This window comes from Gilvimarinus sp. DA14 (genome assembly GCF_024204685.1).
Taxonomy (GTDB): domain Bacteria; phylum Pseudomonadota; class Gammaproteobacteria; order Pseudomonadales; family Cellvibrionaceae; genus Gilvimarinus.
This window is the reverse complement of record NZ_CP100350.1, coordinates 3,744,033-3,769,683: the sequence shown is the minus strand read 5'-3', so window position 1 is coordinate 3,769,683 and position 25,651 is coordinate 3,744,033. Positions and strand designations below refer to the sequence as shown.

At 53.2% G+C, this 25,651-nt stretch carries 26 protein-coding genes; 2 read left to right on the top strand and 24 right to left on the bottom strand.

The window, feature by feature from the left end; all coding sequences use genetic code 11:
• Positions 1-10 precede the first annotated feature (10 nt).
• The 6 genes from ccoP to sbcB all read right to left on the bottom strand — a co-directional run bounded on the left by ccoP (position 11) and on the right by sbcB (position 6,240).
• Positions 11-919: a cytochrome-c oxidase, cbb3-type subunit III gene (gene ccoP, locus NHM04_RS16480; protein ID WP_254264845.1), complete on the bottom strand. Its 909-nt coding sequence runs from the start codon at positions 917-919 to the stop codon at positions 11-13.
• Positions 920-921: 2 nt separating this feature from the next.
• The gene (locus NHM04_RS16475) at positions 922-1,128 is read right to left on the bottom strand and encodes a cbb3-type cytochrome c oxidase subunit 3 (RefSeq protein ID WP_254264844.1); all 207 of its coding nucleotides are present in this window, start codon (positions 1,126-1,128) and stop codon (positions 922-924) included.
• Positions 1,129-1,740 carry a cytochrome-c oxidase, cbb3-type subunit II gene (gene ccoO, locus NHM04_RS16470; protein WP_254264843.1) on the bottom strand — a complete coding sequence of 204 codons (612 nt, stop codon included), beginning with the start codon at positions 1,738-1,740 and terminating at the stop codon, positions 1,129-1,131. It lies immediately after the preceding gene.
• A 12-nt stretch (positions 1,741-1,752) separates the two neighbouring features.
• The gene (ccoN, locus tag NHM04_RS16465; protein ID WP_254264842.1) at positions 1,753-3,201 is read right to left on the bottom strand and encodes a cytochrome-c oxidase, cbb3-type subunit I; all 1,449 of its coding nucleotides are present in this window, start codon (positions 3,199-3,201) and stop codon (positions 1,753-1,755) included.
• Between the two features lie 207 nt (positions 3,202-3,408).
• On the bottom strand, positions 3,409-4,629 hold the full coding sequence (locus NHM04_RS16460) for an argininosuccinate synthase (protein ID WP_254264841.1): 1,221 nt from the start codon (positions 4,627-4,629) through the stop codon (positions 3,409-3,411).
• A gap of 147 nt (positions 4,630-4,776) precedes the next feature.
• Positions 4,777-6,240, bottom strand: a complete 1,464-nt coding sequence (gene sbcB, locus NHM04_RS16455) for an exodeoxyribonuclease I (RefSeq protein ID WP_254264840.1) — start codon at positions 6,238-6,240, stop codon at positions 4,777-4,779.
• Between the two features lie 100 nt (positions 6,241-6,340).
• Between sbcB and can the strand changes: the two genes are divergently transcribed.
• Positions 6,341-6,970 (top strand): carbonate dehydratase, encoded by a 630-nt coding sequence (gene can, locus NHM04_RS16450; RefSeq protein ID WP_254264839.1) that lies wholly within the window; start codon positions 6,341-6,343, stop codon positions 6,968-6,970.
• A gap of 30 nt (positions 6,971-7,000) precedes the next feature.
• On the opposite strand, the gene NHM04_RS16445 is transcribed toward can, so the two are convergent.
• From NHM04_RS16445 to NHM04_RS16400, 10 genes are all read right to left on the bottom strand, one after another.
• Positions 7,001-7,642 (bottom strand): hypothetical protein, encoded by a 642-nt coding sequence (locus tag NHM04_RS16445; protein WP_254264838.1) that lies wholly within the window; start codon positions 7,640-7,642, stop codon positions 7,001-7,003.
• Positions 7,643-7,657: 15 nt separating this feature from the next.
• Complete coding sequence (locus NHM04_RS16440) at positions 7,658-8,419, bottom strand: sulfotransferase family 2 domain-containing protein (protein WP_254264837.1); 762 nt, start codon at positions 8,417-8,419, stop codon at positions 7,658-7,660.
• A 122-nt stretch (positions 8,420-8,541) separates the two neighbouring features.
• Positions 8,542-8,877: a 4a-hydroxytetrahydrobiopterin dehydratase gene (locus NHM04_RS16435; RefSeq protein WP_254264836.1), complete on the bottom strand. Its 336-nt coding sequence runs from the start codon at positions 8,875-8,877 to the stop codon at positions 8,542-8,544.
• A 98-nt stretch (positions 8,878-8,975) separates the two neighbouring features.
• Complete coding sequence (locus tag NHM04_RS16430) at positions 8,976-10,496, bottom strand: fumarate hydratase (protein ID WP_254264835.1); 1,521 nt, start codon at positions 10,494-10,496, stop codon at positions 8,976-8,978.
• 77 nt (positions 10,497-10,573) lie between these two features.
• Complete coding sequence (locus NHM04_RS16425) at positions 10,574-11,365, bottom strand: hypothetical protein (RefSeq protein ID WP_254264834.1); 792 nt, start codon at positions 11,363-11,365, stop codon at positions 10,574-10,576.
• A 141-nt stretch (positions 11,366-11,506) separates the two neighbouring features.
• Positions 11,507-12,088: a superoxide dismutase [Fe] gene (gene sodB, locus NHM04_RS16420; RefSeq protein ID WP_254264833.1), complete on the bottom strand. Its 582-nt coding sequence runs from the start codon at positions 12,086-12,088 to the stop codon at positions 11,507-11,509.
• A gap of 181 nt (positions 12,089-12,269) precedes the next feature.
• Positions 12,270-13,919, bottom strand: a complete 1,650-nt coding sequence (gene groL, locus NHM04_RS16415; protein ID WP_254264832.1) for a chaperonin GroEL — start codon at positions 13,917-13,919, stop codon at positions 12,270-12,272.
• A 50-nt stretch (positions 13,920-13,969) separates the two neighbouring features.
• Positions 13,970-14,260, bottom strand: a complete 291-nt coding sequence (gene groES, locus NHM04_RS16410) for a co-chaperone GroES (RefSeq protein ID WP_254264831.1) — start codon at positions 14,258-14,260, stop codon at positions 13,970-13,972.
• Between the two features lie 231 nt (positions 14,261-14,491).
• Positions 14,492-14,962, bottom strand: a complete 471-nt coding sequence (locus NHM04_RS16405) for an FxsA family protein (RefSeq protein ID WP_254264830.1) — start codon at positions 14,960-14,962, stop codon at positions 14,492-14,494.
• 4 nt (positions 14,963-14,966) lie between these two features.
• Positions 14,967-15,998 (bottom strand): DUF481 domain-containing protein, encoded by a 1,032-nt coding sequence (locus tag NHM04_RS16400; RefSeq protein WP_254264829.1) that lies wholly within the window; start codon positions 15,996-15,998, stop codon positions 14,967-14,969.
• Between the two features lie 30 nt (positions 15,999-16,028).
• On the opposite strand from NHM04_RS16400, the gene NHM04_RS16395 reads away from it, so the two are divergent.
• Positions 16,029-16,334 carry an MGMT family protein gene (locus NHM04_RS16395; protein WP_254264828.1) on the top strand — a complete coding sequence of 102 codons (306 nt, stop codon included), beginning with the start codon at positions 16,029-16,031 and terminating at the stop codon, positions 16,332-16,334.
• On the opposite strand, the gene NHM04_RS16390 is transcribed toward NHM04_RS16395, so the two are convergent.
• From NHM04_RS16390 to urtE, 8 genes are all read right to left on the bottom strand, one after another.
• Complete coding sequence (locus NHM04_RS16390; protein ID WP_254264827.1) at positions 16,331-17,683, bottom strand: MFS transporter; 1,353 nt, start codon at positions 17,681-17,683, stop codon at positions 16,331-16,333. The genes NHM04_RS16395 and NHM04_RS16390 overlap by 4 nt on opposite strands.
• 99 nt (positions 17,684-17,782) lie before the next feature.
• Positions 17,783-19,366 (bottom strand): ATP-dependent RNA helicase RhlB, encoded by a 1,584-nt coding sequence (rhlB, locus tag NHM04_RS16385; RefSeq protein ID WP_254266658.1) that lies wholly within the window; start codon positions 19,364-19,366, stop codon positions 17,783-17,785.
• Positions 19,367-19,453: 87 nt separating this feature from the next.
• On the bottom strand, positions 19,454-20,707 hold the full coding sequence (locus tag NHM04_RS16380) for an MHYT domain-containing protein (protein ID WP_254264826.1): 1,254 nt from the start codon (positions 20,705-20,707) through the stop codon (positions 19,454-19,456).
• A gap of 196 nt (positions 20,708-20,903) precedes the next feature.
• Positions 20,904-21,272 carry a zinc ribbon domain-containing protein gene (locus NHM04_RS16375; RefSeq protein ID WP_254264825.1) on the bottom strand — a complete coding sequence of 123 codons (369 nt, stop codon included), beginning with the start codon at positions 21,270-21,272 and terminating at the stop codon, positions 20,904-20,906.
• A gap of 6 nt (positions 21,273-21,278) precedes the next feature.
• The gene (gene fmdA / locus NHM04_RS16370) at positions 21,279-22,511 is read right to left on the bottom strand and encodes a formamidase (RefSeq protein WP_254264824.1); all 1,233 of its coding nucleotides are present in this window, start codon (positions 22,509-22,511) and stop codon (positions 21,279-21,281) included.
• A gap of 265 nt (positions 22,512-22,776) precedes the next feature.
• Positions 22,777-23,877, bottom strand: coding sequence for an AAA family ATPase (locus NHM04_RS16365; protein ID WP_254264823.1), 1,101 nt, complete (start codon positions 23,875-23,877; stop codon positions 22,777-22,779).
• A gap of 12 nt (positions 23,878-23,889) precedes the next feature.
• Positions 23,890-24,930, bottom strand: a complete 1,041-nt coding sequence (locus NHM04_RS16360) for an aliphatic amidase (RefSeq protein WP_254264822.1) — start codon at positions 24,928-24,930, stop codon at positions 23,890-23,892.
• Between the two features lie 27 nt (positions 24,931-24,957).
• Entirely contained in the window at positions 24,958-25,647 is a 690-nt protein-coding gene (gene urtE, locus NHM04_RS16355; protein ID WP_254264821.1) for an urea ABC transporter ATP-binding subunit UrtE, read from the bottom strand.
• Between the last annotated feature and the right edge of the window lie 4 nt (positions 25,648-25,651).

Genomic DNA, 25,651 nt, shown 5'->3' with positions numbered 1-25,651 from the left:
CGGGCAGGATTTACTCTTGCTCCTCAAAAGGCAGGGACAAGCTATAAACATACGCTGCCAACAAATGGATACGACTGTCTTTTAACAGCTCTTGCTGGGCTGGCATAACACCATTGCGGCCATTACGCAGCGTCTGACGAATATCGCTCGGCTCGCCACCATACAACCAGATATCATCCGTCAGGTTAGGTGCGCCCAGGGCGTGATTCCCTTTACCATCTACCCCGTGGCAGGCAACACAATTTTGCTTAAAGTGCGCTTCACCCGCACTTGCCATGGTTTGGTCGTGCTCACGGCCCGACAGGCTTAAAACGTATTCAGCGGTTTCGTGAACGCCCTCTTCACCCAAAATAGCAGCCCAGGGTGGCATAACACCTTTACGACCGCCGGTAATAGTCTGCTTAATGGTGGCCGGCTCGCCTCCCCACAGCCAATCGTTATCGGTCAAGTTGGGGAAGCCGTGGTTACCACCGCCATCGGCGCCATGGCACACTGCACAGTTGTTGGCAAATAAACGCAGCCCCATTTTCATGGCTTCAGGATCGCGCGCCAGCTCCTCAATAGGCATGGCGTTGTATTTACCAAACTGCTCGGAGTACAAGGCCTCAGCTTTTTGCTGATGCTCAGCCAGCTGCTTTTCCTGAGTCCAGCCGGCGATACCTTCAAACGCCCCCAGCCCCGGGTAAATAATCAGATAGGCACCGGCAAACACAAAGGTGGCAATAAACATCTTAAACCACCAGCGTGGCAGAGGATTGTCGTACTCCTCAATGCCGTCGTACACATGTCCTGTGGTGCGGTTTTCAGGGGATTCGTCGTCCCTTACCGCCACCTTGCGATTGGCCAGCAAAACCCACAACACCAGTACCAGGTTGGTCAGGGTCAGGCCGATAATCCAAAGGCTCCAAAAAGTACTCATAGTTAATTCCGCCTTGCTACATCATCGGTCGATGGAGTGTCTTTTTCTGCTTGTTGTTTTTCCCCGTCGTTTTGCTCATCGGCAAACGGCAGGTTGGCATCTTCTTCAAAACGTTTTTTGCGCTTAGGGGCAAAGGCCCACCAGCACACCGCCGCAAACGCTATGGCCACCAGCACAGTGCTGATGGCACCCAGTGTGCCCTTATCCACTTAGCGCTTCTCCTTCAGCAGCGTGCCTAGCTGCTGCAAATAAGCCACCAGCGCATCCATTTCGGTCACGCCTCTGACTTTATCGCCGGCGCCCTCGATATCTTCATCGGTATAGGGAACGCCCACTTTGCGCAGGCCGCGCATTTTCGCTTCAGTGTGCTTGCCATCCAGGGTGTTGTCATACAGCCAGGGGAAAGCAGGCATATTTGATTCGGGCACCACTATGCGCGGGTTAAACAGATGCACTTTGTGCCAGTCGTCCGAGTAGCGACCACCGACCCGGGCAAGGTCCGGACCCGTGCGCTTGGAACCCCACAGGAAGGGGTGCTCGTAAACACTTTCACCGGCCACTGAATAATGGCCATAGCGCTCAACTTCGGCGCGCAGTGGGCGCACCATCTGGGTGTGGCAGACATGGCAGCCCTCGCGAATATAAATATCGCGCCCCTCAAGTTCCACCGGGCCCAATGGCTTCAAACCAGCGACAGGCTCAGTGGTCTCCTTGAGGAAGAACTGCGGCACAATTTCTACCAGGCCGCCAAAACTGATGGCGACAATAACCAAAACGGTCATCAAGCCGATATTTTTTTCGACGATATCGTGATTCTTCATCTTTCTTCTCCCTTATACCGTCTGTGGCTCAGCGTCAGCTTGTGCGTCTGACTGCTTTGGTGCTTTGGCAGTGCAGTAGGCGTTGTAGGCCATCAACACCATACCGGCAAGGAAGAAGGCGCCGCCGAGGAAGCGGACAAAGTATCCTGGGTAGCTGGCCTGAACAGCCTCAACGAAGCTGTAGGTTAAGGTACCGTCGTCGTTAAACGCGCGCCACATCAAGCCCTGCATAATGCCGTTTACCCACATAGAGGCGATGTACAACACCGTGCCTATGGTGGCGAGCCAGAAGTGGACATTAATCCATTTCACGCTGTACATCTCTTTGCGGCCGAACAGAATAGGCAGCAAATGATAAACAGCACCGATGGAGATCATCGCCACCCAGCCCAGGGCACCAGAGTGCACGTGACCGATGGTCCAGTCAGTGTTGTGGCTCAGCGCATTAACGGTTTTGATCGACATCATCGGACCTTCAAAGGTCGACATACCGTAGAACGACAGAGACACTACCAAAAAGCGCAGGGTGGGATCAGTGCGAAGCTTATGCCAGGCCCCTGACAAGGTCATGATACCGTTGATCATACCGCCCCAGCTGGGCGCCAACAGAATCAGTGACATCACCATACCCAAGCTCTGTGCCCAGTCCGGCAATGCTGAGTAATGCAGGTGGTGAGCACCGGCCCAAATGTAGATAGAAATCAGGGCCCAAAAGTGCACGATAGAAAGCTGATAGGAATACACCGGACGATCAGCCTGCTTGGGTACAAAGTAATACATCATGCCCAAGAAGCCGGCGGTCAGGAAAAAGCCCACGGCGTTGTGGCCGTACCACCACTGCACCATAGCATCGGCAGCGCCCGCATAGGCCGAGTAGGATTTAAACCAGGAAATCGGGATAGCGGCGCTATTGACGATATGCAATACCGCAACAGTAAGAATGAAACCACCGTAGAACCAGTTAGCCACGTAGATGTGCGAAGTTTTACGTTTGACAATAGTGCCAAAGAACACCGCAGCGTAAGAGACCCAGACAATAGCAATCAAAATATCGATGGGCCACTCAAGCTCGGCATACTCTTTTGCTGAAGTCAGACCCAGCGGCAGGGTAATGGCCGCCAGAACAATAACCAACTGCCAGCCCCAGAAAGTGAAAGGCACCAGCCAGCCACCCCATAATTTAGCCTGACAAGTACGCTGCACCACATAATAAGAGGTACCAAACAGCGCACAGCCACCAAATGCGAAGATTACCGCATTGGTGTGCAGCGGACGCAAACGGCCAAAGTGGGTATATGGCTGAAAAATATCGTTTAACTGGGGCCAGACCAGCTGAGCCGCGATTAATACGCCGACCCCCATGCCGACGATGCCCCAGACAATGGTCATGATTGCGAACTGACGTACGACTTTATAGTCGTACACCGGGTGGTCGCCCGCCGCAACTAGGTTACTACTCATAGGATCTTCCCTATTTTTGGCAAAACACAATTGTAAGTGAATGTTGTTATTAGAGATGTACTTAGGCCCCGGTGACATTCTGCGCCACCCGGGCCTATGAGTATTTGATTCTCATCAAATATAGTACAAACACCGGAGCCGTAAACCCGGCGAGGTAAAAACTGGCTGCGCTGACACGAGGTATATCAACCCCGAGTCACAGCATTGTTACAGCAGGTTGCGGCCCTTACTGGCCGCGATACGCATACGCAAGGCATTGAGCTTAATAAAGCCCTCGGCGTCTTTCTGATCGTAGGCGCCAGCATCGTCTTCAAAGGTGGCGACTTTCTCATCGAACAGGCTATCTGCTGAGCGACGGCCCACTACGTGGACGGCCCCTTTATACAGCTTAACCCGCACATCGCCGTTCACTGGCTCTTGAGTTTCATCAATAGCCTTTTGCAGCATCTTGCGCTCAGGACTCCACCAGTAGCCGTTGTAAATAACTTCGGCATATTTGGGCATTAAGCTGTCCTTCAGATGCGCCACTTCCCGATCCAGAGTAATGGACTCAATCGCGCGGTGCGCTTTCAGAATAATGGTGCCCCCGGGAGTTTCGTAGCAACCGCGGGATTTCATACCCACGTAGCGGTTTTCCACGATATCCAAGCGGCCGATACCATTGTCGCCGCCGAGCTTATTAAGCGTTTCCAGCACGGTGGCCGGGCTAAGGCGCTCACCATCAATAGCGACGATGTCACCTTTCTCAAAGGTAAGATCAACGTAGGTAGGAGTGTCCGGAGCCGCCTCCGGTGACACGCTCCAGCGCCACATATCTTCTTCAGCTTCGGTCCAGGGATCTTCCAGCACACCGCCTTCGTAGGAGATGTGCAGCAGATTGGCATCCATGGAATAAGGCGACTTTTTCTTCTTGGAAGAAAAGTCCACCGGAATACTGTGCTTTTCGCAGTAGGCCATCAACGTTTCGCGCGAGGTCAGATCCCACTCGCGCCAGGGTGCAATCACCTGGATGCCGGGCTTGAGTGCATAGGCGCCAAGCTCAAATCGAACCTGATCATTACCCTTCCCGGTGGCGCCGTGGGCGATGGCATCGGCGCCGGTTTCGTTGGCGATCTCGATCAGGCGCTTGGCGATCAACGGGCGGGCGATAGAAGTACCCAGCAGGTACTCACCCTCGTAGATAGTGTTAGCACGAAACATGGGGAAGACGAAGTCGCGCACAAACTCTTCGCGCAAATCGTCAATATAAATTTCTTTAACTCCCAACGCCTCAGCTTTGGCGCGGGCGGGCGCGACTTCTTCACCCTGACCGATATCGGCAGTGAATGTCACCACTTCGCAGTTGTAGGTTTCCTGCAGCCATTTCACGATCACCGAAGTGTCCAGACCGCCGGAATAAGCCAGCACAACTTTATTGATGGACGACATACACTGCTCCTAATTGACTAGATTTTCACCAATTGTAGAGCACCAGAAAAGGTGCGGCGAAATTGTACCCGCAATCGCAGCCAATTCCCACACTAAATGTTACCGGATTACACAGATATACAGAGGCTCGCGCCCCTGTGGATAAGATTACCCGCCCGCCACGGCCAGCTGATGATTGGCGAATGCGGTCACTTCTTCCAGTAGCTGACGCTGCGAGGGAGTTACTTCGCCGCCCTGCAGAAGCTCAGCCATTAACCGGTCAAAATCGCTTTTCACCAGCGATGCGCCCGCCGCCGGATCGGTCAGGCGACGATAGCAAAAACGCCGCCAGCGCTCGGCCTCGTCCGGGGTCAAGGTGTGCGGGAAGTTACGCGCACGGTAGCGAAACAAAAGCTCGGGCAGGCGCCCGTCGTGAAAGTCGAACTCCCCGCCCAAGGCCTCAGGGGACGAATTGCGAATCTTGCGCATCAACGCCCGGTCGTGATCGGAGAAAAAACCCTCGTATAGCATCTGCTCGGGATCGGTACGCGGCGCAAACTGCCCCAGCTGATACAAATCCGCAAGCTTCTTACGCAACTCGGCCAGCTCTGCCACAGATAAGTTGTAAAAGGTTTGCCAGTGGCGCTCACACAGGTTGCGATCCAGCCCCAGGCGCGCAGCTGTCGCCTCATCCAGGGCGGTGAGCGGCAAAACCATGGGACTTTTATTCAAATGAATTTCCTTAAGTGCCAACCGCTCGACACCTTCGGGTAACTCACTGGTCGCCACAAACAATCGCTCGGCAAGCGCCTCCGAAGCAAGATTAAGCAGCGCTTGCGGATCACTGCTGAGGTTAAAAGCAATCACACTGTTCTTGTTTTGGGGATGCCAGGCCAGGGGAACCACCAGGGCTGCATTACCCTGGGCAGACGGGAAACGCGATGAAATGTGCAACACCGGCTTGAGACCGTCGACATCCAGTTGCCCCGCCGCAAACCGTTTATTGCGCAATTTTAAGGCGTATTCAAACAGCTTGGGCTGAGCGGTCTTTAACAGCCGGGCCAGAGCAATTGTGGCGTAAACATCACTCAGGGCGTCGTGCGCCGAACCGTGCTCCAGATTATTCGCCGCCGTCAAGGCCTCCAGCTTAAAACACGGGGTGCCATCTTCGTAGTTGGGCCAGGTAATGCCCTCGGGTCTCAGGGCGCGCGCCATACGCATGACATCAATTAAATCCCAGCGCGAATTACCGTTTTTCCACTCGCGCTCATAGGGGTCGTAAAAATTTCGGTAGAGGTTGTAGCGGGTGACTTCATCATCAAAACGAATAGAGTTATAACCCACGCCACAGGTGCCGGGAGCCCCCAGTTCAGCGGCGATTTGCGCCATGAATTCCGCCTCGCACAATCCCCGCTCCTGGGCCAGCTGCGGGCTCAGACCAGTCACCAAACAGGCGGCGGGCTTGGGCAGCAAATCCTGCGGCGGCTTGCAGTAAATCATCAGCGGCTCGCCAATAACATTTAGGTCGGCATCGGTACGCACCCCGGCAAACTGCGAGGGCCTGTCAATGGCGGGCACCTCGCCCCAGGTTTCATAGTCGTGCCAATAAAAGCTAAAACCGCCCGCTGCCATATTGTTCTCCTCTGAGCCCCCTTCCAAAATCCACGCCTACTGTATCACCCGCCCACTTTGAAATATAATTGCGCGACGAAAAAACAGCCGGGAGGAATTCATGTCGAACCTAGATCACCTTTTTAAGCAAAACGCCGAGTGGGCGGAGCGGATCAAATCCGAAGACCCTGAATTTTTTGCCAAACTGTCTGAACAACAAACCCCCGAATACCTCTGGATCGGCTGCTCCGACAGCCGCGTGCCGGCCAACCAAATTGTCGATTTGATGCCCGGAGATGTGTTCGTGCACCGCAATGTCGCCAACCTGGTGGTGCATACGGACTTGAACTGCCTGTCGGTGATGCAATTCGCCGTAGAAGTGTTAAAAGTGAAACATATTATGGTAACGGGACACTACGGCTGCGGTGGTGTTAAAGCCTCAATGCAAAACCAACAAGTAGGCATTGTCGACTACTGGATTCGCAATATCCGCGACGTGTACTACAACCACCAGGATGAACTGGAAGCTATCGGCGATGAAGAGAAGCGCCTGGAACGCTTGGTTGAGCTGAACGTGATGCAGCAGGTGGCCAATGTCTCCCACACCAACATTGTGCAAAACGCCTGGGCACGTGGCCAGGAGCTCACCCTGCACGGCTGGTGCTACAGCATTAAGGACGGCATTATCCGCAATTTGATGGACTCAATTAGCGGCCCAGAAGATTTAAGCGAGAGATATCGTTTAATCTAACAAGCAAAGGGCGCCAAAGCGCCCTTTTTGTTAGAAATTTTCCCTAGCGTAGAAACCTTTTTCAAAGAACCAGCGGTTACGGTCAAAAACTAATTGCTCGCACTCTGCATCGTAAACTTCTTGATATTTTTTGTGTTTGCTGACATTTTCAAAAGGAAGCTTATAACCTGCACTCAAATATGGGCTCATATAAGTTTCAATATCAGCATTTAAATTTTCAAACTTGAGAACGGTCAGGTTATCCGGTAAAGCGCCATTCATGGAAAAGTACAAATTCAAGCGAGGCGGATTCATGCCAAAAAAAGGTGCCTGCTTTAAGTACTCCTTATAATCATTTGCCAGTGCAATTTTTTGCGCAGGCCCCCTGTCCTGAGGCAAGTTTTTGCGTAGATACGCATAGCGCGACAATTCCAAATCATAAGGGTTACGCATAACCGCAAAAATACGCTCAAAACCCGCGAGATCCATGTTTCGGTAAGTAAAAAACGACTGCGCGTCCACCAAGGTTTCGTGTCGGCGACCGGGCAAATACCCGACTCGATCTTCTCGCTTTTGCTCAAACGGCCCAGTCACGAAAACCTGACCTTCCAATGACTCCAAAAGCATTTGGGTCATGCTCATACCAGCCGTTTTCGGAGTATGAATAAATAAAACTTTGTTATTCCAAATCACAGATAAACCACCAAGTTAAGAACACCCTAAAAGCGCTCTGTCCAGTTTTTCATTTGCCAGCTGATAAACCTGCAAATCATCTTGATTTGCCTCTAACAGCCTACTAAAAGTTGAGGGCGCCAAACCCTCCTCCATTGACACCAGCCGCTGATCTAATTCGTATTTACGACTTTGCGTTGCATTTTTCCATTGCGGCTCAAGCACTACGTCAGCCCCTATGACACCTTCTCGCTTCAACCAGGACTGCAGCACCATCAGTGACTCAGCGAATCTGTCTACCACACCCACAAACGGCAAGCAGCGAATCGCTTTCTCAGCTCGCACTATATCTGGCCCATGTCTTTCACCATACATAAACGCCAGCTTCTGCGCGTGAAAGTTTCTACATTGCCGATCAAGAGGAACCGCCAAGCGAGCGTTAAGATAACCCGAAAAATCGGTTTTTCGGGCCAGAGCAGAGCCAAAATCACTACCGGCACTTCGGCTTTCAAACTCATACACAGAAGCAACCCTATCAAGGGGGTGCCTCACAAAGATAATAGGCAGCACCCTGGTAAACAAAAACCTTGGTGGCGGTAAATATGCCGTATGAGATGAGAAGTAAAGACAGCTCTTTTGCTCTGATATCCAAGCTTTGACACACGCCCTATTGCGCTTAATTCCCTCAGGAAACTCTTTTTCCTGTGAAATGCCTGACGCAAACAACGAACGAAAAATAGAGTCGATGGATGTGCCTGCATTTTTAAACAAATGATAGTGAAAAATAACTTTTCGCATTTATGCCCTGTTTACCCCTACAAGCACAGCCTGGGCACTTTGAAGCCTGGAGCCGCTGACCAATGGTTCCGCTAGACTCTAAAGTTCAGTATTAATCAAAACAACTTCCCTGTAACAACACGCTACCGGCATTTATCCGTCTTTGCTGCCATAACAAAATCGTTCCGATGCAATCCCTTTATCTTGTGGGTCCACCACTCAACCTTTACCTTGCCCCACTCAGTAGTGAGCGCCGGGTGGTGTTGATGCTGCTCGGCCAGCTCGCCGACGGCGTTGGTGAAGGCCAATGCCTGGACAAAATTGTCAAACTTAAACTCCCGGGTTAGCACGGGAATATCGTCATGATGCACCACCTGCCACTGGGGTAAGCTTTGCTGCAATTCGGCAATTTGCTGCTCGTCCAACTTAGGCGCATCGGCGCGGCAAGCCTCACATTGTTGCTCGTGAAGTTCTGACATGATGTTTTCCTCCTCAAGCGATACGGGCGGAAATCCGCCCGATAAAAGTGTTTAACCGACAGTAGCTATCCCTGGCGATCCAACCAACAGTTACTCTTTCAAGCAACAGTAACAACGCCTTCTTCGATCTTGGCGCGCCATTCCTGCGGGCCGGTCTGGTGCACCGACTCGCCTTTACTGTCTACCGCCACAGTAACAGGCATATCCTTTACCTCAAACTCGTAAATAGCTTCCATGCCCAATTCTGGGAAGCCCAGCACCTTAGCGGATTTAATCGCCTGGGCCACTAGGTAGGCAGCGCCCCCCACGGCCATCAGATAGACAGATTCATTGTCGCGGATAGCTTCAATCGCAGCGGGGCCTCGCTCCGCTTTACCGATCATGCCTAACAGACCGGTTTGCTCGAGCATAGTTCGCGTAAATTTATCCATACGGGTGGCGGTAGTGGGGCCCGCCGGGCCAACAACTTCGTCGCGCACTGGATCTACCGGGCCCACGTAATAAATAAAGCGTCCGGTTAAGTCCACCGGCAACTGCTCACCCTTGGCCAGCATATCCACCATCTTCTTGTGCGCGGCATCGCGGCCAGTAAGCATTTTTCCGGACAGCAAAATAGTATCGCCAGGCTGCCAGGTTTTTACGTCCTCGGCGGTGACCTCATCCAGGTTGACCCGGCGCACGGTATCTGACACTTCCCAGCTGATCTCAGGCCAGTCGTCCAGCGATGGTGGCGTCTGCAATGCAGGGCCATCACCTTTCAGAGTAAAGTGCGCATGACGGGTAGCGGCGCAATTGGGGATAATTGCCACGGCTTTGTTGGCCGCGTGGGTGGGGTAGTCTTTGACTTTAACATCCAACACTGTGGTCAAGCCGCCCAGCCCCTGGGCACCAATTCCCAGACGGTTCACCTTGTCATACAGCTCCAGGCGCAGTTCTTCGCTGCGGTTATCGGCACCCTTGGCCTGCAGATCTTGAATGTCCACGGGATCGAGCAAAGCCTCTTTGGCGAGTAACATGGCTTTTTCCGCCGTGCCGCCAATGCCAATGCCGAGCATGCCGGGAGGACACCAGCCGGCACCCATTTTCGGCACCATATCCAGCACCCACTCCACCACGGAATCAGACGGGTTGAGCATGGCAAATTTGGTTTTAGCCTCGCTGCCGCCGCCTTTAGCAGCGACGTGAACGTCAACTTCGTTGCCGGGCACAATATTGTAATGAATCACCGCCGGGGTGTTATCGCCGGTATTTTTCCGCGAGCCGTCCGGATCTTCCAGGATCGACGCGCGCAGGACGTTATCCGGGTGGTTGTAGGCGCGGCGCACGCCTTCATTGACCATATCGGTCAGGCTCTGGGTAGTGTCCCATTGAACGTCCATACCCACGGTGACAAACACGGTCACAATGCCGGTATCCTGACAAATAGGCCGGTGGCCCATAGCGCACATGCGCGAATTAATCAGAATCTGCGCCATGGCGTCTTTTGCGGCGGGGTTAGCCTCGCGCTCGTAGGCCTGATTGACGGCTTGGATAAAATCGACGGGGTGATAATAGGAGATAAACTGGAGAGCGTCGGCGACGCTCTCGATAAAATCGGCTTCTTTAATCACGGTGGTCATAGCAAAATCTCTGGGTATTTGGATTTTGCGGCGAATTTTACACCATGTGAGGCTTTTCTGCCCGCTAGGTTTTGCCCCTAAGGTCCGCTTGTGGAGCCGCCGACACTTTGCTTTAACTGCAAAATATCGCGATTGATATTGCGTCGATAGGCATCAATGGCGGCGATGGCCTCTTCGTTGGTTTTAACCCTTGCGGCTATATCCTTCAGTCCGGGCAATTGCTGGGATAGGCGCTGAACATCCATACTCAAACTCTGTAAACGCTCGCCGTTCGCGGCGAGATCTTGCAGGGCTTGCTGTGATTTTTGCAGCTCTTTGGTGGATGAGCTGAGCTGCTTATCCATGGCGGCAATGCGCTTTTCCAGCTCAGTTTTAATGCTATTGGCGTTGGCTCGAGCGGTAGCCGCGTCTTTTTCTGTGGCAGCCACCTGTTTTTTGAGCGCCGCCAAGGCATCTTCGTTGGCGGTAATTTTCTTGCGGTTGGTGTCGTGTGAAACGCCCCACAACTTGCGGATTTCTGAATCGGCCCACTCCAGCTTATCGCGAATTTCATCCACGGTTTCATTGGACTCGTTGGAGTTGAGGTCCAGCCGCGCCTCAAGGTTTGTTACGCGGTTCTGCGCCGCCACTAGCTCTTTCTGCGCCTCGGTAAACTGCCAGGTCAGGTAGCCGCTGTAGCCCAGGGCTCCAACCGCGAGAATCAATGCAAACACCGCAAAAAAGCCGGGACCGGAGCTCTCTTTGATCACTTGGGGTGGCGGAGTCCCACCGGACGAGGATTTACCCGCTGGTCTGCGGGGGGGCTGCGATGGATGATCATCGTCTCGCTCAGGCACAATACCAGACAAAGTGGGCTCTTTGCGTTCCATAAATTACCTATCTACTGCAGAAATTCGCGTCGGTGAGTTTATAACAGGTCTGGCAACAAAAAAGAAGAGAAGTGCCCGGCACTGGATACCGACACAAAAACGCCGGGCAGTGCCCGGCGTTTTTGCAAATACTGACAATGATTATGCGAAGTTTTGGTTCACAAAATCCCAGTTCACCAGTGCCCAGAATGCGTCCATGTACTTAGGACGAGCATTGCGGTAGTCGATGTAGTAGGCGTGCTCCCACACATCCACGGTCAACAGCGGAGTCACTGACTCGTCGGTCAGCGGAGTTTCGGCGTTAGAAGTGTTTACAATGGCAACCGAACCATCGGCTTTTTTCACCAACCAAGTCCAGCCAGAGCCAAAGTTGCCAATGGCAGAATTGGTGAACTCTTCTTTGAACTTGTCAAAAGATCCAAAAGCGCTGTCGATCGCTGCGGCAACGGCGCCAGTTGCTTCACCGCCGCCATTGGGGCTCAGGCAGTTCCAGTAGAAGGTGTGGTTCCATACCTGAGCGGCGTTGTTAAAAACACCACCAGAAGACGACTTAATCACCTCTTCCAGGCTTTTACCTTCAAATTCAGTACCCGGTACGGCGGCGTTGAGCTTATCAACGTAAGTCTTGTGGTGTTTGCCGTAGTGAAATTCCAGGGTTTCTTCAGAAATGTGCGGAGCCAAAGCGTCTTTCGCGTAGGGCAGTTCCGGTAATTCAAAAGCCATAACAATCTCCTTAGATCACGGTGAAAAACATACACCGGCGCAGGCCGGGTTTGTAAGGTTTGTCATCAGCGTGGCTATCAACTGATACTTTTTAGAATGGAGCAATATCGGGGCCACTAGTATAGCCGCAATATAAAACAAAGGCACCTGCGGGTGCAGATGCCTTTGCGAGGGAGTGGGCTTACATCATGCCGCCCATACCACCCATGCCGCCCATGCCGCCCATATCTGGGGCACCACCAGCGCCTTTCTCATCGGGCTTATCAGCCACCATAGCTTCGGTGGTAATCATCAAGCCTGCCACTGAGCCGGCCGCCTGCAGAGCAGTACGAGTTACCTTGGCGGGGTCGAGGATACCCATTTCCAGCATATCGCCGTACTCACCGGTAGCCGCATTAAAGCCGAAGTTGCCTTCGCCTTTGCGCACCGCTTCAGCCACCACAGAGGCTTCTTCACCGGCGTTGGTCACGATTTGACGCAGCGGAGCTTCCATCGCACGACGGGCGATAGCGATACCGGCGTCTTGCTCTTCGTTGTCGCCTTTCAGATCCAAGATGGCCGCAACAGCGCGCAGCAGAGCGGTACCACCGCCAGGCACAACACCCTCTTCAACCGCAGCGCGGGTAGCGTGCAGTGCGTCTTCAACGCGGGCTTTTTTCTCTTTCATTTCGATTTCGGTAGCGGCACCGACCTTGATTACCGCAACACCGCCAGCAAGTTTGGCTACGCGCTCTTGCAGTTTTTCGCGGTCGTAATCAGAAGACGTTTCTTCGATCTGAGTGCGAATTTGCGCTACGCGAGATTCGATTTCTTTGGCATCGCCAGCACCGTCAACAATGGTGGTGTTCTCTTTGCTCATGGTCACACGCTTGGCAGTACCCAGGTGCTCCAGAGTGATGCTTTCCAGATCCAGACCCACTTCTTCACTGATTACGGTGCCGCCGGTCAGCACAGCGATATCCTGCAGCATGGCTTTGCGACGATCGCCGAAGCCAGGCGCTTTACACGCAGATACTTTCACGATGCCGCGCATGTTGTTTACCACCAGAGTGGCCAGAGCTTCGCCTTCCACGTCTTCGGCAACGATCACCAAAGGCTTACCGGCTTTTGCTACGGCTTCCAGAGTTGGCAGCAACTCGCGGATGTTCGAGATTTTCTTGTCTACCAGCAGGATGAAGGGGTCGTCCTGCTCAACCATCATGTTGTCCTGGTTGGTGATGAAGTAAGGCGACAGGTAACCGCGGTCAAACTGCATACCTTCAACCACGTCCAGCTCGTTCTCCAGGCTGGTGCCCTCTTCTACGGTAATAACACCTTCTTTACCGACTTTGCCCATGGCCTCGGCGATGATGTCACCCACGTGAGAATCACTGTTCGCAGAAATAGTACCTACCTGAGCGATGGCTTTAGGGGTATCGCAAGGCTGAGCGATAGACTGAATGTGCGCCACAGCGGCGGTCACGGCTTTATCGATACCGCGCTTCAGATCCATCGGGTTCATACCCGCGGCCACTGATTTCAAGCCTTCGTTAACAATGGACTGGGCCAGAACGGTAGCAGTGGTGGTACCGTCACCGGCATCGTCAGAGGCTTTAGAGGCAACCTCTTTCACCATCTGCGCGCCCATGTTTTCAAATTTGTCTTCCAGAGAAATTTCTTTAGCGACCGATACACCGTCTTTGGTTACGGTAGGGGCGCCGAAAGATTTCTCCAGTACCACGTTACGGCCCTTGGGACCCAAAGTGGCTTTAACGGCATCAGCCAGAATGTTTACACCTTTGGCCATACGCTGACGAGCGCTGTCACCAAACTTCACTTCTTTTGCAGACATAATTCAATTCCTTCCAATAATTCGTTCAACAATACAAGAAATAAGGGGGATTAAGACAACACGGCCTTAATGTCGCTCTCGCTCAGAATCACCAGTTCTTCACCGTCGATTTCAATGGTGTCACTACCGGCGTACTTACCGAAAACCACAACGTCACCCACTTTTACATCTACAGCGCGAACTTCACCGTTATCCAGCACACGGCCATTGCCTACGGCAACGACTTCACCCTGATTGGGCTTTTCCTTGGCCGAACCCGGCAGAACGATACCACCGGCGGTTTTTTCCTCTTCTTCCTTGCGGCGAACCACAACGCGATCGTGTAAAGGACGAATATTCATGGATAGTAATCTCCAACTAGCAGGTTGATATGCTTATCAATGTTAAAAACCCGGCGTACCGGGATTTTGCTAAGGGCCTGAGCCCAAAGCAAAAATTCTGTATCACGGCCGAGGGCCGATCAGCTTGGAGAGAAGGTGGGGCTAGACGCGCTCTTTTCAATAGGCAGAGGCGAAAAAAATTCACTTTTTTGCTTTGGGAGCGCAATATCGCTCCACGCAGGGGCCGACTGGCTACTTTTTAGGCAACTCTCTATCAGTGGGGTTGGTGCTATCGGTGCGGCGGTACTCACCTTCAAAGGTGTGTTCATCTTCAGAGGCGCGGTAAAAAGCTCCCCGCTGTGACGCGCCCTGGACTTTAATCTTGTCGCCCCAGGTGTGAATAATCCAGCGCCGACTCATCGGGATCAGAAGTAAAAAGCCCAGGGTGTCGGTGAAAAAGCCGGGCGTCAGCAAAAAGGCGCCGGCAATGGCCAGCATCACCCCTTCGATCATTTCCCGCGCTGGCAGCTCGCCGCTGGCCATGCGGCTGCGCGCCCGCAACAAGGTTGCAACCCCCTGCCAGCGCAGTAATGCGACGCCGATAACAGCGGTGAGGATAATCAGCCCCACGGTGGCGAGCACACCAATTTCATCCCCCACCTGAATAAACAGGGCGATTTCTATCAGAGGAATAACAATAAACAAGACTAAGAATACAGGCATTCACTCACCATTCGTAACTGACACCCACGAGTACTCGGGTGTCTTCTCGGGTTTTATCGGGCTGGGGCTCATTGTCGACGTTGTAATCGACTTTCAGCTCGGAGTACAGTTCCCCGGCTATTAAGGTGCTCACCCCGGTATTAGTTACCAGACGCCAGTCGTTACTGTCTTCCAGCGACTGAAACAATTCATTTTCGTGAAAAAAGGAAATTCCCAGGGGAAGTTTATAGCGAAAGTTGGTCCCCAGGCGGCCGGCAAAGCGCTCGTTAACTCTTTCAAAATCATCCTCCGGCTCCTCCGGTATCTCATAGCGCTCATTCAGATAACTTAAACCGGCGGTAAAGGCCAGGGCACGCTCGCTGCTTTCCCACACCTGAAAACCGGTACCGCTACCAATTTGAGAGTAGCGCTGCACCGCGCGCGACTCGTCCGCACCGAAAGAAATATCATTGTTCCAGAACCAGCGCTCGCGAAAAAACCAGTCGACAATATAGCGAGCGGCCCAGATTTCATCCGGCGCCTCGTTATCCGATGAATAACTGGCGTACTCCAATGAGCCATTATGACGAAACTCACTGCGGCGATACTCAGTAGTGGCCTTGGATTTTATATCCCGGCGCACGTCGTTACCCTCGGCGTAAAAGCCCGACAGACTGAATTTGCCTTTGAGGGTGTACTCGCCTTCAATGTGACTTTCGAACGGAAGCATGATTTCTAACGCCGCCAAAGGTGCGCTGCGCTGATCCGGGTCCCCTCCGCAGGTGTAAAACAGGTACTCCTGTTTCATGCCGTCAATCAAGCAGGGCGTGTCACTGCCGCTGATTTTCATCGGCATGGTGGTGGTCATATTTTTAATTTTACTGCGATCTATTTTAACCTCACCGAAATTGCCCGAGGCCCACACCAATTTGTCGCCCTCCAGACGCACAAAATCCCCTTCCAGCCGATCGCCGTTAAACAGCTCGACCACGCCGGCCCGAGCGCCGGGAAACCAGCAGAGCAAAAGCAGTAAACTGTATGCTATTAACCGTCTCATAATTACTCTAGTAATTGACCAGAGCTATCCATGCCCAATTCTGATTCAGCCCAAGCGCTCTACACCGCGCTCGCCCATGTTCCTGAAGGTCAGGTTGTCACCTACGGTCAGCTGGCCCGCCTGGCCGGTCGGCCGGGGGCCGCGCGCTGGGCAGGTCGTCTGTTAAGAGAACTGCCCACGGACTCAACACTGCCCTGGCACCGGGTGGTCAACGCCGCCGGGCGCATCTCTCTGCCACTTGATAGCGGTGGCCAACGCCAGCTCGACCGTCTGGCGGCCGAAGGTATTCATAGGCAAGGCGCGAGCTTATTAAGGCACTGCCAATACCGCGGTTAATCGCGCAACTTTTTACCGATAAACACTAAAAGCACCAGACCAGGTATCACCATCAGCGCCGTCAGAACAAAAAACAACGCCCAATTGCCATGCAAGGCATCCACTAAAAAACCACTGCCCGAGGCCAGGGTCGTGCGCCCTAGACTGCCGAGTGATGCCAAAAGCGCATACTGAGCCCCCGAGAAAGCCCTGCCCGTCAACCACGTAAGCAGCGACACAAACGCCACGGTAGAAAAGGCAGCGCAAAAGTTGTCCACCACAATGGCGGCTAAAAATAAGTTCTCTTTGGGCCCGGCCAAGGCAATCCAGGCGAACATTAAATTGCTCGCGGCCATGGCGACACCGCCAATAAACAGACCGCGCACAATACCGTAGCGAATGTTAATGGTGCTGCCCAGCAGGGTAAAGACAATGGTCAGCCCCCACCCCACGAGTTTGGAGTAGTGGGCGATCTGCTCATTGGAGTAGCCAATCTCGCGGTAAAACACGATAGACATCCGCCCTAAAAAGGCCTCACCAATCTTGAACAAAAACACAAACAACAAAATCGCGAGCGCCAGGCGTACACCGTTGCGACGAAAAAATTCGGCAAAGGGCTCCACTACCGTCACCGTCAGCCAGACCAGCGCCCGCCCCCAGGGGGAATTGCCCGCGTCCAACATGCCCTGATACCGCAACTGCGCCTGCTGCTGTAAAGCCTGACGGTCGCTCGCAGGCTCCCTCACTACCAGGGTAAATACCATTAACACCCCGAGTATCACCGCCATCCAGGCATACACTCCGGCCCACCCCACCGAGTCTGCATTGGCAAACGCCAGATAGCCGGGGAGCGAGTAGCCAGTCCACCAGCCGACAATACTGACTGCCGAAGCCGCCGGCACCTTGCCGGCATCTTTGCCGATGATGTCAATGCGGTAGGCATCAATCGCGATATCGTGAGTGGCCGAACAGGTGGCAATTAGCAGCGCCAGTAAGGACAACACAAACAGATCGTGGTTCGGATCAAGCGAGGCTAAAACCACGGTCGCGAGTAGCATGATTGCCTGCAGGGTAAAGATCCAACCGCGCCGCAAACCCAGCAAACGGCAAATACCCGGCAGCTGAATGCGGTCCAATAGTGGCGCCCAAAGAAAATTGATGGCGTAGACCGCAAACACCGAATACAGCAAACCCACCTGCGCGCGGGCGATACCACTGTCCGTTAGCCAACCGCTTAAATTAGAACCAATAAGAACGAAGGGAAAACCGGACGAGCAGCCCAGCAAGAAAATATACAGCAGTCGCAGATCGCGGTAGTTATCAAGCGCCGCTAGCCAAGGGTGGCGGACGCGATTGGAATTATCCAGCATCGGAGCCTGTTATCGTCTGCGTTTTAATAAAAGCGCAACGTTAGCAGAAAAGCCCGCAGGGCGCACGGCGCAGCCGCCGCCCTTGTAAAGAAAGATTCGTTAAGACCGACGTTGCCCCGAACGCTGACCGCCTCGCCCGCGTCCGCCGCGACGCTGGTTTTGCTCGCCGCGCGGCTTGGGCTTGGCCGGCGCCATAGGCGGTGTTTCTAACAGTAAGTCCTGCGGTGGTTGCTCACAGCGCAGGGGACGCCCCAACAGCTCTTCGATCGGCATCAAACGGAAAGCGTCATCTTCACAGGCAAAGCTGATAGACGTACCCGACTTGCCCGCCCGACCGGTGCGACCAATGCGGTGCACGTAATCTTCGGGCTCTTCGGGCAAGGTGAAGTTAACCACATGACTGATGCCATCAATGTGAATACCTCGCCCAGCCACATCAGTTGCTACCAATACTTTTAGGTCACCCTCTTTAAAAGCTTTGAGGGTAGAGACTCGTTTGTTCTGTGCAATTTCACCCGAGAGCAAGCCCACCCGAATGCCGTGGCGCTGTAACTTGTCTTCCAGGCGGCGGCACTCATCACGACGATTGGCGAACACAATCATGCTCTCCACCTCGGCGTCCTGAATCAGGTTGTACAACAAGGTGTATTTTTCGTCGGTACTGGCCAAATAAACATGCTGTTCTACGGTGTCGGTGGCGACACTTTCCGGCGCGATCTCAACCGTAACCGGGTTATCGGTCCACTGCTCTACCAGCCGATGCACTTCATCGGTGAAAGTCGCCGAGAAAAACAGGGTCTGGCGATCTTCGCGTTTGGGTGTCTGGCGAACAATTTGCCGCACTTGGGGAATAAACCCCATATCCAGCATACGGTCGGCTTCGTCGATCACCAGAATTTCCAGTTGGTCCAGATAAACATCTTTATTGCGGCAAAAATCCAGCAAACGACCGGGTGTGGCTACCAGTATATCCACCAGCTTGTCGTGCAAACGACGCTGCTGCTTGGTGTAGTCCATACCACCGACCAGGGTATGAATTTCCAACTCCGTATGTTTGCACAGCGCTTTGGCATCGTCGGCAATTTGCATTACCAGCTCGCGAGTCGGCGCGATCACCAGAGCGCGAGCCTCACCGGCGAAGCGTTCTTCGGTCAGTTGGTGCTTGAGCAAATCATCGATGATGGCGGTTAAGAAGGCGGCGGTTTTACCGGTACCCGTCTGCGCCTTACCCACCACATCGCGGCCAGTTAGGGCGTAGGGCAAGGATTGCGCCTGAATAGGTGAGCAGTACTCAAAGCCGCAATCGGCAATGGCGTGCATTAGATCGTTTTCCAGTGCAAGGTCGTGAAAGCGGGTTTTGCCCTCCACTTCAGGCACCGGAAATTGGCTGATATCCCAGGGGGCTTTAGGCTGCGCTTTTTTTGGCTTGTTCTTTTTAGCTTTATTAGGTTTTTTCGATTTAGGCTTGTCTGCTGCAGATTGCCCCGCAGCCGCTTTGTCTGATTTAGCCTGGTCCGGTCCGCTCTGCTTTTTCTTGCCGCCACGGCCCTTGTTCTTGTTCGATTTAGCCGCTTTATCGCCGCGCGAATTTTTGCCCTGGCCTTTTTCGCCACCGCCTGTCGCTTGCGATTTGGGTTTCTTTGCAGATTCTTGCGCGGTGGGTTTTTCGTCTCCGCCCACCATCTTCTTAAACAGCTTTGTGATCAAAACCTGACACCTGTTGACTAAAATGTGGGCGGAGTATACACGATTATGCCCCGCACTGCTGGATCAGGCGATCTCGGCGGAAGCGGCGTCAGTGCTGTAATCGAAGCTGTATTTAGCCCGCTGCGCCTCGCGTACCAGCAAGCGACTATTGCTGGCCGATTCCGGGTAGTGGCTATAACCCATGCGCCACTGACCAAAGCGCTGTAAATAGTCACGCCCCGCCAGATCATTGCGGATAGCCGCGGCCAAGGCTTCCAACTGAGCACTGGAATGCTGAGCGGTCAAGGCGATAAAACTGCTACTGGAATAGCGGGCAAGAGTAGTATTTTGACCCAGTCTTGCCCCCAGCACAGACGCAAAAGTCTTAACCAAGGTATCCGCCGCCGCATCGCCTTCCAGATTTTGCAGCTCGCGAAATTGCACCAGCTCAAAACTGACGAGAGTAAAGCGACTGTGGTTTGCGCCGGCAATACGCTGCATCAGATGGCGTTCAAACTCACTGCGATTACCAAGCCCGGTCACCGGGTCTTCAAAGGCCGCACTGTGAATTTGTTGCTGACGCTCTTGTTGCTCGTGGCGCTCGCGCTCGGCCTGGCGAAAATCCTGGTAGGCCACAATCAGCGCCACCAGCAAGAAAACGCTGGCGACAATCGCGGTGGGGATACCCATCCATTGGCCTCGCAGGGCATTACTGCCGGCCATTTCCGCGCCCATGGGATAACTGGCCGCGGCCATGCCCGTGTAGTGCATGCCGCAAATAGCCGCGCCCATAACCAGGGCCGCAGCGGTTTTCGTCGCCAGTGCATATTTGGCGGGCACTACCCTGACCTGGCGACAAATAACCAGCGCCGCCCCCGAGGCAACCACAGCAATCAGCACGGAAATAGCAACGATAAGTTGATCGTATTGAATGGCCGGAGTCATTTGCATCGCGTACATACCGCCATAGTGCATGGCTGAAATACCGGCACCCATAATGATGGCGCTGGAGACAATACTTAGCACTTTAACCGTTGGCCGGGTAATTACCGTCAGTGCCAGCGCCGAGGCCAAGACCGCCGGAATCCAAGAAGCGACCGTGAGCGGCAGGCTAAAACTCATTTCCATATTCATGGGCATGGTGTAGGCACTCATACCCACAAAATGCATAGACCAGATTCCAGTACCGAGGCACACAGCGCCAATCCACAACCAGAACTTACGGGCGGGACCTTCGATAGTGAATAAGCGAGTGCCGAAATAGATGGCGGTGTAAGCGGCAATGACCGCAACACAATAGGATGCAAAAACCAGCGAAAGGTTATAACTGCCTGACATAAAGACTCCGGGTGTAGGTAAATGAGCGGCGTGCGATTTTATACGCCACACAGGTGACACTGGATGCACACCAAACGTAAACAAATGTAAACACTAAAAATTGCGCCAAAAAAAAGGGAGGCCGAAGCCTCCCAAACCCTCAAACAAACGGAAATACTGCATCTTGCTGATAGACGCCAAGGTTTGATTCAAACCGTCAATGGCTGATCATCCACGGCCGTGCGGATGGAAACACCTTGGAGCCGTCTGCGGTATAGACCACATGAGACTGCCGGATCGGCTTGTCGCCACAGCCGCAGCCTTTGCCATGCTTGTGTTCGCGTCGAGCCAACTGCTCTGCCCTTGATTCCGGGGTGGAAAAGGTCGGCTTGTCGCGAGACTTTTCATTACGCGCGTGCGCTTCTCGATTAGCGGGCGCCATATCCAATAGCTTAGGTGACACCATAATCACCCGGGCACAGCTTGCAGCGCACACTGGGCAAGGCGCGGGGTCCGCGCTCTTGTCCATGGTGGCCAGGTCACTGAATACGCCGTGGTCTTTACAGCGATAATCGTAAACCGGCATAGCTCATTACTCCTTATCGGGTGACTTAGGAATATCCACCGTGTTCTCAACTTTTACGGTAGGGCCGTCAGCGGTTGGGTTAAGGTCGATATCAAAGATCTCATTCGGCAACCACAAAGTGGCACAGGCATTGGGTATATCCACCACCCCGCTGATATGCCCCTGTACCGGTGCACATCCTAAGATGGCGTAGCTTTGTGCTTTGCTGTAGCCAAACTTGGTTAAGAATTCGATAGCGTTCAAGCATGCCTGACGGTAAGCGACATGCACATCCAGGTAATGCTGCTCGCCATATTCATCCACCGAGATACCTTCAAAAATAATGTAGTCATCGTATTTCGGAGTAATGGGGCTGGGCTTGAAGATCGGGTTTTTAATGCCGTATTTCTCCATGCCGCCTTTTACCAGGTTCACTCGCAGGTGAATCCAGCCGGCCATTTCAATAGCCCCGCAGAAGGTAATCTCACCGTCGCCCTGGCTAAAGTGCAAATCCCCCACACTCAGGCCGCCGCCTTCAACGTACACCGGAAAGTAAATTTTCGAGCCGCGCGACAAATCTTTAATGTCGCAGTTACCGCCATGCTCACGAGGTGGCACGGTACGAGCGCCTTCAGCGGCAGCCTCTTTGGCGGCATCTCCGCTTAAACGTCCCATGTGGGCCGTGTCGGCATAAGGTAAGGTGGCTAACGCAGGAACGCGATCCGGCTCGGTGTCGTACAGGCCTTTTTCACGTTTGTTCCAAGTATCCAGCATCTCTTTTGACGGCAAGCAGCCAATCAGCCCCGGGTGAATGAGACCGGCGAATTCCACACCGGGAATATGACGGGATTTGGTGAACATGCCGTTAAAGTCCCAGATGGACTTTTGCGCTTCGGGGAAGTGCTCGGTTAAGAAGCCTCCACCGTTGTTTTTCGAGAAGAAACCGTTAAAGCCCCATTGGCTCTCTTGGAACGCGCCAATATCCAGAATGTCCACCACCAAGAGGTCGCCAGGCTCGGCGCCTTCAACGCCCACAGGGCCCGACAAAAAGTGAACCTGGGTTAAATCAACGTCGCGTACATCGTCGGCGCTGTCATTGTTTTCAATCTGTCCACCGGTCCAGTCATAGCACTCCATAATGAAGTCATCGCCGGGCTTAACGGTGGCAACCATAGGAATGTCCGGATGCCAGCGGTTGTGGATCATATCGTTTTCATAGGGCGACTTGTTCAAGTCGATTTTTACAATGGTTTCTGCCATAACGGAGACTCCTGCGGAACCGGGTTAAAGTAAACAGCTAGGCTTATTTGCTGCCGTCTGAACTCGGAAACAGTATGGTTTTTCACAGCTATGCGGCCAATACGACAAATTGCCCGGCACCTACGTCAAATGACGCATGTACGAAGAAAACCAGTGAATAAATTAGGGGCAGTACCGTCTGCAACACTAGCGTCCGAGGGATACTCGAAAACAAGAAAGCCAGACACTTGACGAAGCACCTGGCAATATGTAGCGGGAAATTAGCTTAGCGAGGAGCGACGACAGAAAACGCGATGGATTGATTGGTCCAGTCGCCTTCTATGTGTGTTGCCGCGTATGTTGGCTCGACACTAAAAGCATCAGAGAAAATAAACTGCGCCAAGGGCGTTTCTACCTGATCGCGCACCACACGTCGCACCGCACGTGCGCCATAGCGATCATTAAAACCCTGTGCAATGATGTTTTTGCAGGCATTCGCACTTAACGTCAATCGCAACGATTTTTTTGCCAGGCGTCGGTTAAGCCGAATAAGCTCCAAGTGCAAAATCTGTTCGGCAGAGTCCGAACTTAGCGGTTGGTACTCCAGCACAGCGTCCAACCGATTAAAAAATTCTGGCACGAAAAACGATTCGATTGCCTCATGCACAGACGACGCTTGAGGCTTTTCTTGCCGTCCAAGACGCAGCGAATTCCAAGCCGAGCGCAGTGAACACCAAGAAAATCGCGACCAAAATCTGGAAGCGGGTGCAGTTGCGTGAGAAGACGATCCGAGGTTGGTGGTAAAGAAAATCAGACTGTTACGAAAGTCCAGGGTTTTACCGGCGCCGGTTAGAGTTAGCCTGCCCTCTTCCAGCACATTTAGCAACGCCAGAATAACTTCGTCGCTGGCTTTTTCAATTTCATCAAACAGCACGATACCTGGCGTACTAAAATCGCCTTTGATGGCCGCCTCATCAAAAAGACTGACGCCCTCTTTGCTACCCACATAGCCGGGCGGCGCACCGGATAACGCGGCTGCATAGTGAGACTGCGACAGGGTGTTCATATCAATTCGGCAGTAAGCATCGGCCGACCCCGTTAACACCTTAGCCATCAGTTTTACGCTGGAGGTTTTGCCCACCCCGGTGGGCCCCGCCAACAGCGCCGACCACAGAGGTCTCTCGTTGTCGGCAATATCGGCTTTAATGACCGCCAGCGCATCACAAAGAGTTTGGCACACCGTCTCCTGGCCGATTAAGTGCTGTCGCAAATAATCACACCCGGCTTGCAGATCAAAGCGAAAGCGGCTGGGGTAACCTGTGCCAGCGCCGCCGCTCGGACGACGCTGACGCTGATTTTCCTCCAGCAAGTCGTTAATAAATACCACGGCTCACCTGAATTACACGGACTTTTCTTTCTCGCCCACCGGCAGATTTCCCACAGGGCAATCCGCAACGCCTACCGTGTCGCGGGTCAGGGCCTCGACATCACGCTGGGTTTGTTCTGCATCCATCACCCACGAGCGATAAAAATCAAACGGGCAATCGGCAATGCCTTTGTCACCATCGCCGGAAGCATGCACACCGCTGTAACCTCGGTGCAAAAGCTTGAACAGATGATTCTGCGATTGGTCGTTTTTGCGCGCATCGCGAATTTGCGACACCGATAGCTGAGCATACTGCACGCCCATATCTTCTTCGCCACACTCGCCCAAGGTGCGGCCGTCAAACCCAATTACGGCGGAGTGACCAAAGTAAGAATACACCCCGTCAAAGCCCGAAGCATTCGCCACCGCCACATAACAGTTGTTGGCCCAGGCCATGGATTTGGCCATCATAATTTGCTGCTCTTTGGCCGGGTACATGTAACCCTGGCAGCGCACAATTAATTCGGCTCCTTTCATGGCACAATCGCGCCAGATTTCGGGATAATTGCCGTCGTCGCAGATAATCAAACTGATTTTCATGCCCTTGGGTCCTTCGGTGACATAGGTTTTATCACCGGGGTACCAACCCTCAATGGGGCACCAGGGAATACACTTGCGGTACTTTTGCACAATCTCGCCTTTATTGTTGATTAACACCAAGGTGTTATAAGGCGCTTTGTTGGGATGCTCTTCATGCTGCTCACCCGTGAGCGAAAACACGCCCCAGGTATCAGCCTCGCGGCAGGCCGCCGAAAAAATCTCGGTTTCGGCACCGGGAATGGTGGCCGCCGTAGCCATCATTTCATCGTTGTCGTACATAATGCCCATGGTGCTGTACTCAGGGAACACCACCAAATCCATGCCGGGCAACCCCTTTTTCATGCCGATAATCATATCGGCAATGTTACGTGCGTTGTCCAGCACCTCGGCTTTGGTGTGCAGGCGCGGCATTTTGTAATTAACCACCGCAACACCAACGGTATCGGGTGAGCTTGAAATATCACCGTGACGCATAGCTAAACTCCAGCGTAATTCGAACGATTAAACAGAAAGATAAGAGGCAATTTTTGCCTCGTCGACGTTCTCCCTAAGCTCCTCGTGAACGATCTCTCCTTTTTCGATCACCAAAATCCGATCGGCAATATCCAGGGCAAAGCTCAATACCTGCTCGGACACCACGATGGACAAGCCGCGCTGATCGCGAATCTCTTTCAGGGTTTTCGCCATATCGCGAATAATGGATGGCTGAATACCTTCGGTGGGCTCATCCAGCAGCAGCATTTTCGGATTACTGGCCAGCGCGCGGGCAATGGCCAACTGTTGTTGTTGGCCACCGGATAAATTACCACCGCGCCGGTTGCGCATTTCCAAAAGTACCGGAAACAGATCGTACAAATCGCGGGGCACGCTGCGCTTGTTGGTGGTGGTTAAACCCGTCTCGATATTTTCTTTTACCGTCATACTGGAAAAGATCATCCGCCCCTGGGGCACAAAGCCAAAACCCGCCCCCACACGCTGATAGCTTTTCATGGCCGAAACTTCTTTGCCTTCGAGCGTCACGCTACCGCCCTGAGAGGGAATAACCCCCATCAGCGATTTCATTAACGTGGTTTTACCCATACCGTTGCGCCCCATAATGGCGACAATTTCATTGGGCTTAACCTCAAAGTTCATACCGTGAATGATTTCACTCTGGCCATAACTGACACGATAGTCGGATACATTTAACATTGGA